Genomic DNA, 15,424 nt, shown 5'->3' on the forward strand with positions numbered 1-15,424 from the left:
CGAGCCCCCGCACCGCGCCGCCGCCCGCCACCTGCAGGCCCAGACCGGCATCATCCTCAGGCTCACCCACGCCGTGGCGTTGGACTACACCCCCTGCGACCGCTACCTGGAGCGCTTCAACGTCGTCTTCGACGGCGGCACCCTGCGCGACGAACACCCGATCACCGTCCCGCCGCAGAAGCGCAGCCGCCTGCTCGGCGCCCGCTTCGTCCCCGTCCACGAACTCCCCAACCACATGGCCCCCTCCCAGGCCGCCCGCACCGCCGAAGCCCTCACCGGCCGCGCCCTCCCGCTCCTCCTCCACGGCCAGCGCCCCGACTGAGACGAGCAGGAGAGGCGTTCCCTCGGCTCATCCCCGGCGGCCCGACCGCTCACCCGGTCGGGTGAGGGTCGCGCCGGACGGCGAGGATCTGTAGCAGGCTCCTGTCTGGCTGACGCTCCGTCAGTCAGACGCCGTCCCCACGGAGAACGCCATGGCTTACCCGAAAGACCTCAAGTACACCAACACGCACGAGTGGGTGCGTCGCACCGGCAACGGCAGGGCCCAGGTGGGCATCACCGACTACGCCCAGCGCCAGCTCGGCGACATCGTCTTCGTCGAACTCCCGAACGTGGGCGACACGTTCGAGGCCGGACGGCCGTTCGGCTCCCTGGAATCGGTGAAGTCGGTCGGCGAGCTCTACGCCCCGGTCTCCGGGAAGGTCGCGGCCGTCAACGGGACCGTGAGCGACGAGCCCGACGAGGTCAACGCCGACGCGCACGCCATGTGGTTCATCGAGCTCGACCTGAGCAAGCCCGCCGAACTGGACACCCTCCTCACGGCCGCCCAGTACGAGGCCCTCATCAAGGACTAGGAAGCCCTGTTCGGAGCGCTCTCGCGTGCGGGTGGCCGTCACGCGAGCAGCGCCTCCAGCTCGTCGAGCCGGGCGAACAGCTCGGGCAGGCCGCGCAGGCCGCCGCGTACGGACTCGTGCGACAGTGCGAGGTCGGGGCCGGTGGCCGGCTCGACGCCGGCGAGGCAGCGCAGGACGTTCCACCGGGTGTGCCCCAGCCAGCCGTCGATCGTGTACGCGAACCAGCTCGGACCGGGCGGCGGCAGTGCTGCGCCGCCCGCGACGTAGCCGTCGAGGACGGCGCGGAAGACGGCGGGCCTGATGTCGTCGAGGCCGGGGCCCTTGGTGATGCCCAGCGCGGTCGAGCCGAGCTCGCCGGACAGGTCGAGCAGCCCGGACAGCTCCCAGTCGAGCAGCACCGGGCGGCCCTGGCGGGCGAGCAGGTTCCACGGCTGGACGTCCCGGTGGGTCAGCACGAGGGGGCCGGGCCGTTCGCAGGTGTCGAGGAAGTCGGCGATCGCCAGGAACGTTCCGACGCGGGAGGCGAGTTCGTCGGCCCACGGCTGTCCGGTCGCCGCCGCCCGCGCGGCGAGGGCGGGCCAGTCCCGGGGCGTCGCCTCCCCGGCCGGCTCAGGGGTCCACGGGACGTCGAGCGCGTGCAGGCGCGCGAGGATCCCGCCGATCTCGAAGGCGAACGCCTCCGGCACCGGCTCCTCCGGCACCTTCTCGCCCTCGACCCAGCGGTGCACGAGCGTCCGTGCGTCGGCCGCGACCGGCTCCGGCATCGGGACGCCGGCGGCGAACGCCGCCCGCTCGAACCCGAACACCTCCTCGACCCGGTAGGGCCGGCGCCGGTCGGCGAGGTTCAACTCCTTGACCGCGAAGGACCCCTGGTCGGTGTCGAGCCGGTACGTCCGGTTGGCGAACCCGCCGTGGACGCGGATCATCGGCCCGAGCGGAACGCCGAACTGGGAGAGGTTCACCCCGCGCATGGTAGTGCGGCGACCGCAACCGTTCACCCGTGATCGCAAGGCGCCTCGCGGGATGAGCGCACACGCAGCAGTGGCTGGTATTACTGGGGCATGCAGGAAGAGACCGCACGCGCCGCGATCGACACGTTCATCTCCGCGTTCAACGCCTCGGACGACAACTATGTGACCGCCCTGCTCTCCCAGGCCCTGACCTCGGACGTGGTCTTCTGGGGGCCGTTGGGCCGCAGCGAGGGGATCGCGGCGGTCGAGCGGTTCGTGCTGGACATCCGGCGCCACCCGGCGGGGGCCGGCACGATGGTGCGCTGCTCGGAGGTGGACATGCCCGACGAGTGGGCCCGGTACCGGTGGGTCTTCACCACGCCGGACGGAGGCCCCCGCCTGGCGGGAACGGACGTCGTCCATCTGCGGCGCAGCCTCATCGACCAGGTCATCGTCTTCGCGGGGGAGATCGAGCCGTCCGCCTCCTGAGCCGCCCGGCTGCTGCATCGCCCGTGGACGCCGGTGCCTGCCGGCGTCCACGGGGTGCCGGTGTCAGCGGGTGCTGAAGTCGGCGTTCCAGGAGGCCGCGCCCGTACGCGCCAGGCCGACCTCGTTGTAGTCGCCGACCATGATCCCCAGGTGGTCGGGGGACTTGATCCAGCCGTCGACGGCCGCGTCGATGTTCGTCGGCCCGTAGAAGGCGATCTCGCCGAAGCCCCGCCCGGTGTAGCCCAGGCCCGCCGCGATGCGGCCCGAGTCGCAGAAGTGCCCGGAGACCCGGCGCTGGTCCATCTGGTCGGCGTTGCACTGGGCGGCCTGGGAGAGCGTCGCGTTGAACCGCACCGGCGCCTTGCCGTACTGGGCGCGCAGGGCGTTCAGCCGGTCCAGGAAGCGCTGCTGGTCGGAGGTGACCGGGCCGGGGCCCGGGCCGGGGCCGGTGCCGCCGGAGGGGAGCACGTCGAAGCGCTGGGACGCGCTGCCGGTGCAGCCCTCGACGGTGACCTCCCGGTCCAGGCCGTGGTACGTCAGGCAGCCGCCGCCCTGGGCGTTGCGCAGGTAGGTGCCGCCCTCGGCGGCGGACTCCAGGGTCCACTGCTGGTTGGCCCCGGCCCACCAGTGGACGAACTGGGTGGAGCGGTTGTCCCGGGTGTCCATCTCCAGCACCCGCTCGGTGCCGTTGACGTTGCGGGCGAAGTCGACCCGGTCGCCGGGCTTGTTGGATATCCAGAACGAGGTGGAGGCGTCCTGGTAGCCGCGGGCGACGATCCGCGAGCCCTCGCCGTCGGAGCTGGCCAGCGAGTGGTGGTTCTGGTGGTCCTGGATCGTGACCATCTGCTCGACCACGGCCGCGGTCGCGGCGTTCGCCGGCGCCGCCAGCAGCGTGGCACCGCTCGCGGACAGCGCGCAGACGGCGAACGCCAGGGCCGCCGCCCGGGTGCGGCGGCGGGCGCCCGCGCCCGGACGGCGGGTGCGGGTGGACGACGGGTGGGACACGGGGATCTCCTACGCTCGGTGGACCGCGTGCCGACGGGCAGGCGGGGCGTAGACAGGACAACAGCGCCGGGTAGACAACCGATCAACGACCGCCCACGGGGCCGCCCACGGGGCCGCCCGCGCGGCCGGGGCCCGCGGCGAACACCGGCTCGCAGCCCGTCAGTTCGCAGCTGGCCTCCCACAGCCAGGCCGCCGCCCCCGGGTCGGCCAGCTGCTCCCACAGGGGTTCGGGGCGGGGCTCGCCGCGCAGCCCGAACACCCGCGGGCTCCACAGCACCGGGCCGCCGTGCACCCCCGGGTCCAGCACGGCCCGCACCGCCGGCCAGGCGGCGGCGTCCTTGCCCTGGACGACCAGGCCCAGCGGCAGGTGGGCCAGGTGCTCGCCGGTGCTGCGGGCGTGCAGCGGCGGGCGCGCGGGGGTGAGCGCGTCCAGCGCCCCGCCGGGGTGGACCAGGACGCTCAGCGCCGTACTGCCCGCGGCGCGCAGCCGGCGGCCGAGCTCGACGGCGAACAGCATCTGGGCCAGCTTGGAGCGGGCGTAGGCGCGCTTGGGCCGGTAGTCGCGGGCGCTCTGCAGGTCGGCGAAGTCCAGGCGCTCGGACTTGGCGGCGAAGCTGCCGGTGGTGACGATCCGGCTGCCGGGGGCGGCCGACAGCAGCGGGGCCAGGTGGTGGACCAGTGCGAAGTGGCCCAGGTGGTTGGTGGCGAACATCAGCTCGTGGCCGCCCGGCGTGGTGCGGCGCGGCGGGTCGTCCAGGGCGATGCCCGCGTTCAGGACGACCGCGTCCAGACGCCCCGGGTGCTCCAGATCGAGCGCGTCGAGCGCGCCGGGGGCCGCCTCGACGGAGGCCGGGTCGGCCAGGTCCAGCGGCAGGTGCCGCACCCGGGCGCCGGGCACGCGCGCGCCGATGGCGGCCATCGCCGCCCGGGCCCTGCCCCGGTCACGGCTGCCCAGGACGACGGTGGCGCCGGTGCCGGCCAGCTGCTCGGCGACGAAGTACCCGATGCCGGCGTTGCCGCCGGTGACCAGGACGGTCCTCCCGTCGGCGCGGGGCAGCCGGCGGACGTCCCACGGCGGGCTCGGGGGTGCGGAGTTGGGCATCGGACGGCTCCCTGGGTGTGCGGCGGGGCGGGGGCGCGTTGATCACGCCCCGGCCCCGAGGTTCCCGTAGGCCGCTCACACCCCACCGGCAGCGCGCTGTCCCCGCTGTCGGCCGACCGTCACCACCCGGCCCGGCTGAGCCCCGGCCCGGCCGCGCCGGGGCTCAGCCGGAGCTCAGTCGGGGTTCAGTCGGGGTTCAGTCGACGCAGAACTCGTTGCCCTCGACGTCCAGCATCGGGATGCACGAGTCGTGGCCGTCGTACAGCACCTGCACCTGCCGGGCGCCCAGTGCCTCCAGCCGTGCGGCCTCGGCCTTGAGCACGGCCAGGCGCTCCTCGCCCACCAGTCCGGTGCCCACCCGCACGTCCAGGTGCACCCGGTTCTTGACGGCCTTGCCCTCCGGGACGCGCTGGAAGTACAGCCGCGGACCCACCCCCGAGGGATCGGTGCACGCGCACCAGGAGTCCCGCTCCTCGGGCGCCCGGGAGGCCTCGTACTCCTCCCACGAGGTGAACCCCGCCGGCGCCGACATGACGTAGCCCAGCACCTCGCACCAGAACCGGGCCACCCGCCCGGGCTCCGCGCAGTCGAAGGTCACCTGGAACTGCCTGATCACCGGCTGCCTGATCGCCGGCTGCTGGATCGCCGGCTGCTTGATCGCTGACATCCGGGCACGGTAGCAGGGCACGCTCACGCGCCGGCCGGGGCATCGGCCGTCACCGTCCAGTCCGCGGCCGGGCCGGCGCCACCGGGCCGGGCGCCCAGGCCGCCCTCCTGGGTCTGCGTCAGGTAGAGGTCGTTGTCGTTGAGGTCCGACTCCGAGCGGACCCGGCAACGGCCGCCGTCCGCCACGCTCCACGCCGACTCGGTCGCACGGCACTGCCCGTAGCGGATGCTCCAGTTGTCGCCGATGGCCACACACCCCCAGGTGCCCTGCTCCGGGTCGAACGCCGCCACGTTCACCGCCGCGCCGACCGCCCGCAGCTCCCACCGCTGCCCGGGCGCCGCCGCCTCGCACGGCTCCAGCCGCACCTGGGCGGTGCCGGGGACGTGGTGCAGACAGGTGCCGGTACGGGCGTTGCGCAGGCTGTACGTCACCGCCGGCTGCGCCGCGCGGGCGGCGGCGGCCGGGAACGGCGACAGCGACAGGAGCAGTGCGGCGGCGAGGGCGGCTGCGGCCGCCGCGCGCCGGGGGCGAACAGGCATGGGGTGGCTCTCCGTCGGGACGTGGTGCAGCGTTCAACGACCGGACGCACGGTCAGGAAACGAACCACCCCGCCCGACTTCCGGCATACGCAGGCGCGGGAAGTTGCCCTGCCCACCTTCCCGTCCCGCGCCTGCCGCTAGGCCACGGTGAGGGCGGCCGGCGGGCTCTGGTTCCCCCAGCGGTTGCTCACCACCACGTCCACCTGGCCGGAGACCCCGAACGGCACCTGGGCGTCGATCGAGGTGTCGGAGGTGACCGCGATGTTGGTCGCGCTGGTGCCGGCGAAGGCGACGTCGTTGGCGCCGTCGAACTCGCTGCCGGTCAAGGTCACGGTCTGACCCACCGACGCCGGATCGGGGCTCACCGAGTTCACCACCGGCGACGGCATGACGGGGTTGGAGGGGTCCAGGCAGACCGCGCTGTCCATGTCCACCGTCACCAGCTGTCTGGGCGCCCCCGAGTCCGTCCAGTTCAGGGTGATCGCCCCGTTCTTGCTCTGCCGGTACTGCCAGGCCAGCGCCGCCCCGAAGCCGGAACCGGCCGGGTCGGGCGCGGTCTCGGAGGAGAGGTCGATCTGGGTCGGCCCGCTGTCGATGACGCGGAAGGCCCAGATCGGGATGTTCCCCACCGCCGTCACCACCTGCTGCGCGGTCTGGAAGAACGAGCAGTAGACACCCGCCCGGAAGGCCGGCAGCTGCATCTGGGCGACCCAGGCGCTGACGTAGGCCAGATGGGCCGCCGTCAGGGTCCCGCCGACCTCGATGTCGAGGTAGACGACGGAACCGGGCTCCAGTCCGGCGCTCTGCGCGAGGGCCCTCGCGTCGAGGGCGTCGGCCGTTCCCTGGGCGGCGGTCAGGATGTGCGAGCCATCGCCGCCGGGCGCCTGCTGCCCGACGTACAGGGGTGCCAGGCCCCAGCCCATGCCGCGCAGCGTGGCCACCTTCGACATCCAGCTGGTGTTGGGCTGGCTGGGCGCCGGGGCGAGGTACATCCCGGTGAAGGCCATCGGTGTCGCATCGAACATGGACTGCATGAGCGCGTCGCCGGGATAGTCCAGGCGGTCGAATCCGAGGTGCATGAGGGTCCCCGTTCTCGAAATCCCGTGGGGGAAACGGCGGGTACGCGGGGGCGCGGGGACGGGGGCCCTTTCGGACGGCACTGCGGCGCCCGCCCCGTCGTCCCGCTCGCCCGCCCGGCCACCGACGGCGCGTGCCGTCGGGCCGGGGCTGGCCGTTGGGCCGTCCGGCGGTGGGATCGTCGGGTCGTCCCTTCCATTGAAGCACCGACCGCACGGGTGCGGCACTGCGCCGAAGGGGCCGCCGGCCACCGCCCGTTACCGAGCGCGACCGCCGCCCATGCGCGTGCGGCAGCGCCTCGGCACGGGGGCCTCGGCGCAGCGCCTCGACACAGGGGCCTCGGCCGGGTGTCCCGGGGTGCGTGTCCTCGGGGTTCACGGGCGGCGGGCCACGAACACCAGCTCCCGCCCCGGCCGGTCCGGCGCCCCGCGCACCTCCTCCAGGACGAAGCCCGCCGTGGCCAGGTCCTGTGCGACCTCGGCCCGCTCCCTAAAGCGCAGCGTCGAGTCCGAGGTCAGCACCCGCCCGTGCGCGCCGAACACGTACGTCCAGCGGAACGACACCAACGGACCGTCCAGCCCGAGCAGTTGGACCCAGCTCTCCACCGGCCCGGCGCCGGGCACCGGCGTCACCCGGTGGGAGCGCTCGCGGGTCCACTCCTGCCAGGCCCGGGCCGCCGGGTCACGGGTCTCGAACACCAGCCGCCCGCCCGGGCGCAGCGCCCCCAGGGCGCCCCGCAGGGTGGTCCGCCAGGCCGTCGGGTCGGTGATCTCCTGGGCGACGTTGGCCGTCATGGTCACCAAGTCGACCCGCAGCGGCGGGAGTTCACCCGCGTCCCCGCAGATCCAGCGCACCCGCTCGCCGCCCGGCTTGGCCCGGGCCACCTCGACGGAGGCCGCCGCCGGATCCACCCCGACCACCTCGACCCCGCGCCCGGCCAGCAGCAGCGCGAACACCCCGGTGCCGCACCCGAGGTCCAGCACCCGGCGCGCGCCGAACTCCGCCACCATCGCCAGGTAGGCGTCCAGGTCGCCGCGGTCGGGGTCCAGCGCGTCGTAGAGCGCGGCGAGCCGCGGATGCGTGAAGCACTCGTCAGCCATGCCGACCACCCTAGGGCGTGTCTGACAATTCCCGCCGGGCGCGCGACGCTCCCCCAGCCTTCGGCCGGGAGGTACCCCCAGGGCACAAGCGCACCTCGCCGCGTTGTCGTCAGTCGCCGATGCTCCGCATGGACTCTCCCCCAGCCTTCGGCCGGGAGGTGCCCCCATCCTCCGCCTTGCGATGCACGCACCCCAACGCCGCGCGCTGATCCGACGCGAATTGTCAGACACGCCCTAGGGGCGTGCCCGGCCCGCGCGTCGGCGGCGGAAACTCGGGTGACCCGGGCCGTGGCAGCGGCGACACTGGCGCCATGACCGCCTCCACGCCCCCGCCCCCACTGCTGCGGCCGCGCGCCCTGGCGCCCGGGGACCTCGTCGTCATCGCCGCGCTGTCCGGCCCGCTGCCGGCCGCGTACGAGCCCAACGTCGAGCGGACGGTGGAGGTGTTCGAGCGGATGGGGTTCCGCGTGCGGCGGGCTCCGCTGCTCGAAGCAGGACGGCGCCACTGGTGGAGCGCGGCCACGCCGGCCGAGATCGCCGGGGAGCTCAACGGTCTTCTGCGCGATCCCGAGGTACGCGCGATCGTCGCCAGTGACGGCGGCCAGACGGCGCTCGGCTACCTCGACCTGATCGACGTCGAGGCGGTCAGGGCCGACCCCAAGCCGATCCTCGGCTACAGCGACATCTCACTGCTGCACCTGGTGCTCCACGCGCGCACGGGCCTGGTCGGGTTCCACGCCGACATGGCCGTCCCCGGCTTCGGCGGGCACTGGCCGTACGCGCCCGTCGCGCGACAGACGCAACTCGAGGAGCTCTACACCAGGCTGCTGACCGGCACCGAGGCGATCGGCGCGCTGCCCGCGAGCCCGTCCTGGGAGTGCTGGCGTCCCGGTCGTGCCGAGGGCCCGCTGGTCGGCGGGGTGATCAACCGCATCGTGCTGGCGCAGGCGACGCCCTTCGCGCTGCCGCTCGAACGCTTCGACGGCGCGGTGCTGTTCTGGGAGGAGATGGGCGGCCTGGCATCGTACGTGTGGAGCTACCTGCAGGTGATGCGGCACAGCGGCATCCTCGACCGGATCTCCGGCATGGTCGTGGGCGTTCCACGCGAGATCGGCGGACTCGAGCCCGGCACCTCCCCCACCCTGCGCGAGATCGTCCTCGACGTCCTCGGGGATCGTGACATCCCGGTCCTGGGCAACGTCGACTTCGGGCACGCCGGCCCGAACCTGCCGCTGCCGGTGGGCATCCGCGCCGGCCTCGACGCGCAGCAGCGCATTTTGTCGCTGCTCGAACCGGCGGTGGGCCCCCGCGCGGCGCTGCACTAGCGCTGCTCCCCGGAGGTTCGTGGAGGGGGGTGATCACAGCCGTGGGTGCATGGCAGGCTGCTGTGCATGGTGATCAGTGATGCGTCGCAGGCCGGCGACGAGGTGTTGGTCGTGTGTCCTGACCTGACGGATGCCGAGCTCAACGAGTTGTTCGGCGCGTCGTGGCCGGCCCACCGGCCGACCTCCTTCGCACCGATGCTGTCCCGCAGTCTGACCTGGGTCGCGGCGCGTCGAGGTGACCGGCTGGTCGGATTCGTGAACGTCGTCGGCGACGGCGGCGCGCACGCCTTCATCCTGGACACGACCGTGCACCCGGATGAGCGCCGGCAGGGGCTCGGGGTGCGGCTGGTGAGGGCGGCCGCCGACGAGGCGAAGGCGAGCGGTGCCGAGTGGCTGCACGTCGACTACGAGCCGCACCTGGAGTCCTTCTACGGTCAGTGCGGATTCCGGCCGACCGCCGCCGGGCTCATGCGGCTCTGAGGGGCTGCCGCCGGCCGCGGACCTTGTGCGGCTCAGGTCCGGATCCCGTCCACGCCGCGGGCCGCGGGCGGCGAACCGCCCACGATCCGCGGCGCTGCACGAGCAGCCGCGCTAGTGCTGGAAGAGCACTTCCGGATTGTCCGGCGAGGGGCCGTCCAGCAGCGGACTGTGGATCCCCTTCAGCGCCTGGTCGAAGAACGCCGTCACGTACTGGCGCGTGAGCGCCACCCCGCGTTCCGGGGACAGGGGCGGCGTCGGGAACCCGGCCTCCTCCATGAGCAGGTCCAGGTCGCTGAAACTGAAGTGGTCGGCGCCGGTGAACGTCAGCCACTTCTTGTAGCCGCCGAGCGCGGCCCAGGGCTGCTCCCACTCGCCGCCGGCCGAGTCGTTGGAGGCGGCCGCACCCAGCATGAGGAACGGCCGGTCGATCTGGCCGGGCAGCGGGGCCGGGTGGAAGGAGCCGTCCATGTTCACTCCGGCCCGTACGCGCGGGTCGGCGATCATCGTGGCGGCGGCCGCCGCTCCGCCGATGGAGTGTCCGGCCATGCCGATCTCGTGCTTGTCGATGAGGTGTGCCAGGCGCCACGCGGTGTTGCCGTGCGTCAACCGGTCGATCACGAAGGACGCGTCCCGCGCGCGGTTGGCGGCGACGGCGTCGAAGTCGAGCGCCGGGTCGTCGCAGATCGCGCACGGCGGCGTCCGGCCGTCCGCCAGCGTCTCGCCGCTGTCCCCGTTGGTGTCTCCGACCAGCGCGACGACGTAGCCGTGACTGGCCAGGTCGGTCGCGAGCGAGGTGAGCGTCATGCGCGGGTCCTCGTAGGCGGGTGAGAGGACGACCAGCGGATGCTTGCCGCCCTGCGGCCGGGCGCCGTCGAAGGCGTGGGTGGTGACGCCGGAAAGGGTCTGCGGGGTGACGCCGGAGCTCGCCGGCAGCTTCCGGCGCTGGAGGACTCCGGCTGCCTCGGCGAGGGTCATGTACGGGGCCGGGGTCCCGGTCCCGGGGACGGCCGGGTAGACCATCGTGACGGTCAGTTGGCGCGGGCCCGACGACGGCACCCACGGGTCGGGGCGGCTCGTGTCGGTGAGGTGGATGACCTCCTCGCCGGCGGCGTAGGGGCCGGTCGGCGCGGGGAGCGTGCCGTGGAAGGCCGGCGCGGGCGCGGTGGCCGTGGCCGGTGCGGTGTCGAACGCGTGCGTGGCCGACGGGGTGGCCGACCGTGAGGCCGACGGTGAGGTCGTCGGTGTGGTCGTCGTGGCGGCGAACCCGGCGCCGGTTCCGGTGACGAGGGCGGCGAGCGTCAGCGCCGCGACGGCGCTGATACGGCGATTGCGTTTCATGGGCTCGAACCTAGGGTCCGCGGCCGCGCGTCGAATCAACCCGTGGAGGCAAACCTTCCGGCGTCGCTCGTAGCCCCCGTGGGGTATCGGAGTCATACCCCGGGGCTAGGTCGTGCGGCGCGACGTTCCCTGCGCCGGCATCGCCGAGCGCCACCTGTGTCCCGGCCTGCGACGAACACGCCGCCGAGCCCTGCCGCAGGACGTGCGACGGCTGCCCGCTCGAGGCCGCGTGAACCCCCGAAGGATCGACCTGCGGTGACCGGCCGGGCGGTGGCACACTCGGCCGCATGTCCGAACTGCTTTCCGAGAACGCCGACATCCGCACCGACGCCGACATCCGCACCGACGCTGACACCGGTGCTGAGGCCGACACCGACCCGCTGCGCGCGTACGCGGCGCTCTACCCGGAGGTGGTGGCGGCCGGCTCGGTGCGCGGCGCGCTCCAGGCGGCGGCCGACCGGGCGGGTCTGGAGCTGGCCGTCGAGTTGACGTCCTCTCCGGGCTGGCGGAAGGTGGCCGCGAAAGCCGAGAGCGAGACCGAGGCCGACGGGCGTTCGGCGACCGTTGTCACCCCGGGCGGCGGGGAGCGGGTCTTCCTGGTCGACTGCTGGCTCGGCTGGATCCACATGGCCAGGGGCCGGGCGCTGGACCTGGCCGACGTCGCCGCGGTGTTCCAGGCCTGGGTGCGGGGGAGCGGGGTGCGTGAACTCACCGCCCGGTGGCCCTTCCTGGAGACCTGGGACCTCGCCGAGGCCCACGAACGCGGCGAGACCGAGGCCGTGGCCGCGCGGTGGCGGATGATGCAGCGCGGCCCCCTGCCCCACCGGGACACCGAGCTCCTGGACCTGATCCGGGCCGCCCACGCGCAGCCCCGGCTGCGGGCCCTGTCCCCGGGAAAGTCGATGTGCTGGTTCACCCTCAGCCGCCGGGCCGCGCACCCCGACGTCGGCGACTTCCCGCGCACCAGGTCGCTGGGCGGGGGCCGCTACGAGCTGATGTTCCCCGACCGCAGCGTGCGGGTGGTGGAGGGCGCGGAGGCCGCCGTCGCGGTGATCCTGGCCAACCTGCCCCAGGACCTCACCCCCTGACCCGCCGACGGCCGGGGGGCATCCCCACCGACGACCGGGCGTGTGGGCGTGGCCGCTGCTCACCCGGCCTGGCGGGCCAGTTCGGCGTTCGCGCGCTCGGTGATCAGGGCCAGCGCCCGCCCGGCGGCGGCCAGGTCCGCGTCCGGGATGCCCGCGTACAGGCGGGCCGAGATCCCGGCCGTCTCGGCGCCGGCGCGCTCGTACAACTCGCGCCCGGCCGTGGTGAGTTCGAGGCTCCCGTCCGGACGCTCGGCCAGCAGGGCGGCCGCCGTCAGCTCGCCGACGACGGCGCGCACCGCCGCCTCCGGGGCCTTGAGCGCGCCGGTGACCTCGGCGACGAGTTCGCCGGGCCCGACCGACCCGCCCGCGGCGGTGACGGCGCGCAGCGTCACGCTCTGCTCGAAGGTGGCGCCGTGGCGGGCCAGGACGCCCTCCAGGAGGGCGCGGGCGGCGTAGTGGGCCAGGGCGATGGAGCGGGGGTTGAGCGCGGGGGCGGCCACGGTGGCGGTGGCGGTGGTGGTTGCGGTGGTTGCGGTGGTCATGGCTGGGGCTGCTCCTCGTTGTCGTCGGTGTGCGGGTCCAGCGGTACGTCGAGCAGGGCCGTCAGCTCGCGGGTGAACTCCCGGGTGCGCGGGCTGTGTTGGCCGCCGAGCGGTTCCAGCAGCTGCTCCAGCAGGCCCTGGACGACGGTGATCGCGCACCCGGTGACCTCGCGGCCCTGGTCGGTGAGCGAGAGCCGCATCGCGCGCGGGTCCTTCGGGTCCCGGGTGCGCTCGACCAGTGCGGCGGCCTCCAGGGCGCGGGCGAGCTTGGAGACGTAGAGGGCCTCCAGGCCGGTGTGGTCGGCGAGTTGGCGCTGGCTGGGGCGCTGCCCGGTGCGCGCCAGGCCGTACAGCGAGCCCAGCAGCGCGTACTGGGCGTGGGTCAGGCCCAGCGGCGCCAGCGCCCGGTCGATGGCGGCCCGCCACTTCATGGACAGGCGCCAGACCAGGAATCCGGCGGTGGCGTTCTCGGCTGCTTCGCTCATGGCAGATACTGTACATGGCTACTATGTCCATGGCTACTGTTTTCCTGGGGCGCCGTGACCGGGTGGGGCCGCCCTGCGTTGAGTGGTCGGAAGAAGCAGGGAGAAGGTCTTCGGGAGGCTGTTCATGTGGTTGCTCACCCCCTCGCAGTCGCGAAGCGCGGCGCTGGCGCGTGCGTCGTCGCCGGGCGCTCACGGCGGGGGCCGGGGAGGCAGCCGCGAAGGCCCGCACCGGTACGGGCCTTCGCGACTCCCGGTGACGGGGTTACCCCCGCCCGGCCCCACCCCTACGCCGGGGCGCGGTGGTTCACCCGAACGGGATTCGTAGGCCTGGGGCGTTGTCGGGCACGCCCTAGCGTTCCCGCACCCGCCGCAGGCCGAGGTCGGAGACCTCGCCGAGGTGGCCGAGCTTGTCGGGGTTGGACACGGAGTGCAGCGCCCGGATCGCGCCGTCGACGATGTGCAGTTCCAGGACGGAGGTCACGCGCCCCTGCGGGTCGTAGGAGACGGCGCCCGGGCGGCCGTTGACCAGCGCCGGGTGCAGGGTGATGCCGAGTTCGCGGCTGCGGCCGAAGCCGAAGGCGAGCAGCTGGGCGACGCGCTCCTGGCCGGCGACCGACCTGCCGACCGACTGCGCCTTGCCGCCGCCGTCGCCGTGGAAGACCACGTCGGGGGCGAGCAGGTCGAGCAGTTGGGTCAGGTCCCCGCCGGCGGCCACCTCGAAGAAGCGGCGCGCCAGTTCGTCGCCCTCCGCCCGCCGGGCCGTGGGCGCCGGGGCCTGCGCGTCGCCCGCGGCCAGGCGCTTGCGGGCCCGGGTCAGGATCTGACGGCAGTTCGCCTCCGACTTGCCGGTCAGCTCCGCGACCTCCGGGTAGCCGTAGCCGAAGGCCTCGCGCAGCAGGAACACCGCCCGCTCGACGGGGGAGAGGGCCTCCAGCATCAGCAGCAGGGCCATCGACAGCGAGTCGGCCAGTTCGGCGTGCTCGGCCGGGGCGTCGCCGGGGCGCTCGGCGAAGGCGACGACCGGCTCGGGCAGCCACTCGCCGACGTAGGACTCGCGCCGCACCCGCGCCGAGCCGAGGTGGTTGATGCCCAGGCGGGTGACCGACGTGGTCAGGTACGCCTTGAGGTTGGTGACGGTGGTGCCCGCCCGCTGGGCGCGGGTCAGGTTGAGGAAGGTGTCCTGGACGAGGTCCTCGGCGTCGCCCACCGAACCCGTCATGCCGTAGGCGATGGAGAACAGCAGCGGCCGGTACCCCGCCGCCTCCGTCGCGCCCGCCGCTGCTGCCATGGCCACTCCGTCCCGTCCCGGCGCCGCCCCGGCCCCGGGGTGGCGCGCGTCACCGCGGGCGGCTGTCACAGGCCGCCCGGCCGCCCTGTCCCAGAGGGCAGCAGCGGACAACGTACCGAGGAGAACGAACACCATGAACCCTGCCCTGTGGACCGTCACCGCCCTGCTGGCCGCCGCCTACCTGCTCGGCGGCGCCTTCAAGGTGCTGGTGCCCAAGGAGCGGATCGCCGCCGCCGGGCGCAGCGGCCGCTGGGTCGAGGATTTCAGCGCGGCGGGGGTGCGGGCGATCGGCGCCCTCGAAGTCCTGGCCGCCTTGGGCCTGGTGCTGCCCGCGCTGCTGCACGTCGCGCCGGTGCTGGTGCCGCTGGCCGCGCTCGGCCTGGTGCTGATGATGGCCGGCGCGGCGGCGGTGCGCCTGCGGCGCCGGGAGTACCCGCTGGTGGCGGTGGACGCGCTCTACCTGCTGCTGGCCGCCTTCGTCGCCTGGGGCCGGATGTGACGGTAGTCCTGCCTCAACTGGCCTGCGGCGGGCCCTTGTAGGGTGCGCGGATGGAAGACCTGGACCTGGGGGCGGCGGTCTGGCCGCCCGCGCCGATCCGCACCGAGCGCCTCGTGCTGCGCGGGAGCCGGGAGGGCGACCGCGCGGCGTTCGTCGACCTGCTCTCCTCGCCCGAGGTGCACACCTTCCTCGGCGGGGCCCGGCCGCGCGAGGAGGTCGAGCGCGAGCTGCCCGGGGCGCCCGAGGACCGGCCCGGGACCTTCGTCGCCGAACTCGACGGGGCGATGGTCGGCCTGGTCCTGCTCCGGAGGGCGAGCGGGCACCGCCGCCCGGCCGCCGCCGGCGCTCTCGACCTCGGCTACCTGTTCCTGCCCCGGGCCTGGGGGTCCGGCTACGCCGCCGAGGCGTGCACGGCGGCCCTGGCCTGGCTCGCCGGCGTGCTGCCCGGCGAGCCGGTGGTGCTGGCCACCCAGAGCGCCAACACCGCCTCGATGCGGCTCGCGGCCAGGCTGGGCTTCACCGAGGTGGAGCGTTACCGGGCCTGGGGCGCCGAGCAGTGGCTCGGCATCCGCCCCCCGACGCCCGGCACCTGACCC

General features: G+C 74.2%; 19 protein-coding genes. 8 read left to right on the forward strand and 11 right to left on the reverse strand.

Features of this window, described 5'->3' with window-relative positions; genetic code table 11:
- Together ACZ4W5_RS14640 and gcvH are read left to right on the forward strand one after the other, a co-directional pair.
- The coding region (locus tag ACZ4W5_RS14640) for an NUDIX hydrolase (RefSeq protein WP_465654668.1) at positions 1-322 on the forward strand (322 nt) is incomplete at its 5' end.
- A 151-nt stretch (positions 323-473) separates the two neighbouring features.
- Positions 474-854: a glycine cleavage system protein GcvH gene (gene gcvH, locus ACZ4W5_RS14645; protein ID WP_465654670.1), complete on the forward strand. Its 381-nt coding sequence runs from the start codon at positions 474-476 to the stop codon at positions 852-854.
- 38 nt (positions 855-892) lie between these two features.
- Here the strand turns inward: gcvH and ACZ4W5_RS14650 are convergent, their stop codons facing one another.
- Positions 893-1,816 carry a phosphotransferase family protein gene (locus tag ACZ4W5_RS14650; protein WP_465654671.1) on the reverse strand — a complete coding sequence of 308 codons (924 nt, stop codon included), beginning with the start codon at positions 1,814-1,816 and terminating at the stop codon, positions 893-895.
- Between the two features lie 99 nt (positions 1,817-1,915).
- Here ACZ4W5_RS14650 and ACZ4W5_RS14655 point away from each other — a divergent pair, with 99 nt between their 5' ends.
- Entirely contained in the window at positions 1,916-2,293 is a 378-nt protein-coding gene (locus ACZ4W5_RS14655; protein WP_360232290.1) for a nuclear transport factor 2 family protein, read from the forward strand.
- 63 nt (positions 2,294-2,356) lie between these two features.
- On the opposite strand, the gene ACZ4W5_RS14660 is transcribed toward ACZ4W5_RS14655, so the two are convergent.
- From ACZ4W5_RS14660 to ACZ4W5_RS14685, 6 genes are all read right to left on the reverse strand, one after another.
- The gene (locus ACZ4W5_RS14660; protein ID WP_465654672.1) at positions 2,357-3,298 is read right to left on the reverse strand and encodes a CAP domain-containing protein; all 942 of its coding nucleotides are present in this window, start codon (positions 3,296-3,298) and stop codon (positions 2,357-2,359) included.
- An 82-nt stretch (positions 3,299-3,380) separates the two neighbouring features.
- Positions 3,381-4,400 (reverse strand): SDR family NAD(P)-dependent oxidoreductase, encoded by a 1,020-nt coding sequence (locus tag ACZ4W5_RS14665; RefSeq protein WP_465654674.1) that lies wholly within the window; start codon positions 4,398-4,400, stop codon positions 3,381-3,383.
- A 196-nt stretch (positions 4,401-4,596) separates the two neighbouring features.
- Positions 4,597-5,067, reverse strand: a complete 471-nt coding sequence (locus ACZ4W5_RS14670) for a VOC family protein (protein ID WP_360232281.1) — start codon at positions 5,065-5,067, stop codon at positions 4,597-4,599.
- 23 nt (positions 5,068-5,090) lie between these two features.
- Positions 5,091-5,606: a hypothetical protein gene (locus ACZ4W5_RS14675; RefSeq protein WP_465654676.1), complete on the reverse strand. Its 516-nt coding sequence runs from the start codon at positions 5,604-5,606 to the stop codon at positions 5,091-5,093.
- A 137-nt stretch (positions 5,607-5,743) separates the two neighbouring features.
- Positions 5,744-6,685 carry a glycoside hydrolase domain-containing protein gene (locus ACZ4W5_RS14680; RefSeq protein ID WP_465654677.1) on the reverse strand — a complete coding sequence of 314 codons (942 nt, stop codon included), beginning with the start codon at positions 6,683-6,685 and terminating at the stop codon, positions 5,744-5,746.
- A gap of 372 nt (positions 6,686-7,057) precedes the next feature.
- Entirely contained in the window at positions 7,058-7,783 is a 726-nt protein-coding gene (locus ACZ4W5_RS14685; RefSeq protein WP_465654679.1) for a class I SAM-dependent methyltransferase, read from the reverse strand.
- A 311-nt stretch (positions 7,784-8,094) separates the two neighbouring features.
- Here ACZ4W5_RS14685 and ACZ4W5_RS14690 point away from each other — a divergent pair, with 311 nt between their 5' ends.
- Entirely contained in the window at positions 8,095-9,108 is a 1,014-nt protein-coding gene (locus ACZ4W5_RS14690; protein ID WP_465654681.1) for a S66 peptidase family protein, read from the forward strand.
- Positions 9,109-9,174: 66 nt separating this feature from the next.
- Entirely contained in the window at positions 9,175-9,588 is a 414-nt protein-coding gene (locus ACZ4W5_RS14695) for a GNAT family N-acetyltransferase (RefSeq protein ID WP_465654683.1), read from the forward strand.
- 111 nt (positions 9,589-9,699) lie between these two features.
- Here the strand turns inward: ACZ4W5_RS14695 and ACZ4W5_RS14700 are convergent, their stop codons facing one another.
- Entirely contained in the window at positions 9,700-10,926 is a 1,227-nt protein-coding gene (locus ACZ4W5_RS14700; protein WP_465654684.1) for an alpha/beta hydrolase family protein, read from the reverse strand.
- Positions 10,927-11,213: 287 nt separating this feature from the next.
- On the opposite strand from ACZ4W5_RS14700, the gene ACZ4W5_RS14705 reads away from it, so the two are divergent.
- Positions 11,214-12,014: a DUF6193 family natural product biosynthesis protein gene (locus tag ACZ4W5_RS14705; RefSeq protein WP_465654686.1), complete on the forward strand. Its 801-nt coding sequence runs from the start codon at positions 11,214-11,216 to the stop codon at positions 12,012-12,014.
- A gap of 59 nt (positions 12,015-12,073) precedes the next feature.
- Here ACZ4W5_RS14705 and ACZ4W5_RS14710 read toward each other — a convergent pair whose 3' ends face one another.
- From ACZ4W5_RS14710 to sigJ, 3 genes are all read right to left on the reverse strand, one after another.
- Positions 12,074-12,556, reverse strand: coding sequence for a MarR family transcriptional regulator (locus ACZ4W5_RS14710; RefSeq protein WP_465654688.1), 483 nt, complete (start codon positions 12,554-12,556; stop codon positions 12,074-12,076).
- Entirely contained in the window at positions 12,553-13,041 is a 489-nt protein-coding gene (locus tag ACZ4W5_RS14715) for a MarR family winged helix-turn-helix transcriptional regulator (RefSeq protein ID WP_465654690.1), read from the reverse strand. Before ACZ4W5_RS14715 ends, ACZ4W5_RS14710 begins: the two co-directional genes overlap by 4 nt.
- Before the next feature lie 349 nt (positions 13,042-13,390).
- Positions 13,391-14,329 carry an RNA polymerase sigma factor SigJ gene (gene sigJ / locus ACZ4W5_RS14720; protein ID WP_465654692.1) on the reverse strand — a complete coding sequence of 313 codons (939 nt, stop codon included), beginning with the start codon at positions 14,327-14,329 and terminating at the stop codon, positions 13,391-13,393.
- Between the two features lie 133 nt (positions 14,330-14,462).
- Here sigJ and ACZ4W5_RS14725 point away from each other — a divergent pair, with 133 nt between their 5' ends.
- Positions 14,463-14,828, forward strand: a complete 366-nt coding sequence (locus tag ACZ4W5_RS14725) for a DoxX family protein (RefSeq protein ID WP_465654694.1) — start codon at positions 14,463-14,465, stop codon at positions 14,826-14,828.
- A 50-nt stretch (positions 14,829-14,878) separates the two neighbouring features.
- The gene (locus ACZ4W5_RS14730; RefSeq protein ID WP_465654696.1) at positions 14,879-15,421 is read left to right on the forward strand and encodes a GNAT family N-acetyltransferase; all 543 of its coding nucleotides are present in this window, start codon (positions 14,879-14,881) and stop codon (positions 15,419-15,421) included.
- The last annotated feature ends 3 nt before the right edge of the window (positions 15,422-15,424 follow it).

Source organism: Kitasatospora sp. NPDC029367, from assembly GCF_055569135.1.

What these genes read in the sequence shown, in the direction of transcription:
- gcvH (WP_465654670.1), top strand. Translation starts at nt 474, where the DNA reads ATGGCTTACCCGAAAGACCTCAAGTACACCAACACGCACGAGTGGGTG.
- ACZ4W5_RS14655 (WP_360232290.1), top strand. Translation starts at nt 1,916, where the DNA reads ATGCAGGAAGAGACCGCACGCGCCGCGATCGACACGTTCATCTCCGCG.
- ACZ4W5_RS14665 (WP_465654674.1), bottom strand. Translation starts at nt 4,400, where the DNA reads ATGCCCAACTCCGCACCCCCGAGCCCGCCGTGGGACGTCCGCCGGCTG.
- ACZ4W5_RS14670 (WP_360232281.1), bottom strand. Translation starts at nt 5,067, where the DNA reads ATGTCAGCGATCAAGCAGCCGGCGATCCAGCAGCCGGCGATCAGGCAG.
- ACZ4W5_RS14675 (WP_465654676.1), bottom strand. Translation starts at nt 5,606, where the DNA reads ATGCCTGTTCGCCCCCGGCGCGCGGCGGCCGCAGCCGCCCTCGCCGCC.
- ACZ4W5_RS14680 (WP_465654677.1), bottom strand. Translation starts at nt 6,685, where the DNA reads ATGCACCTCGGATTCGACCGCCTGGACTATCCCGGCGACGCGCTCATG.
- ACZ4W5_RS14685 (WP_465654679.1), bottom strand. Translation starts at nt 7,783, where the DNA reads ATGGCTGACGAGTGCTTCACGCATCCGCGGCTCGCCGCGCTCTACGAC.
- ACZ4W5_RS14690 (WP_465654681.1), top strand. Translation starts at nt 8,095, where the DNA reads ATGACCGCCTCCACGCCCCCGCCCCCACTGCTGCGGCCGCGCGCCCTG.
- ACZ4W5_RS14695 (WP_465654683.1), top strand. Translation starts at nt 9,175, where the DNA reads ATGGTGATCAGTGATGCGTCGCAGGCCGGCGACGAGGTGTTGGTCGTG.
- ACZ4W5_RS14700 (WP_465654684.1), bottom strand. Translation starts at nt 10,926, where the DNA reads ATGAAACGCAATCGCCGTATCAGCGCCGTCGCGGCGCTGACGCTCGCC.
- ACZ4W5_RS14705 (WP_465654686.1), top strand. Translation starts at nt 11,214, where the DNA reads ATGTCCGAACTGCTTTCCGAGAACGCCGACATCCGCACCGACGCCGAC.
- ACZ4W5_RS14710 (WP_465654688.1), bottom strand. Translation starts at nt 12,556, where the DNA reads ATGACCACCGCAACCACCGCAACCACCACCGCCACCGCCACCGTGGCC.
- ACZ4W5_RS14715 (WP_465654690.1), bottom strand. Translation starts at nt 13,041, where the DNA reads ATGAGCGAAGCAGCCGAGAACGCCACCGCCGGATTCCTGGTCTGGCGC.
- sigJ (WP_465654692.1), bottom strand. Translation starts at nt 14,329, where the DNA reads ATGGCAGCAGCGGCGGGCGCGACGGAGGCGGCGGGGTACCGGCCGCTG.
- ACZ4W5_RS14725 (WP_465654694.1), top strand. Translation starts at nt 14,463, where the DNA reads ATGAACCCTGCCCTGTGGACCGTCACCGCCCTGCTGGCCGCCGCCTAC.
- ACZ4W5_RS14730 (WP_465654696.1), top strand. Translation starts at nt 14,879, where the DNA reads ATGGAAGACCTGGACCTGGGGGCGGCGGTCTGGCCGCCCGCGCCGATC.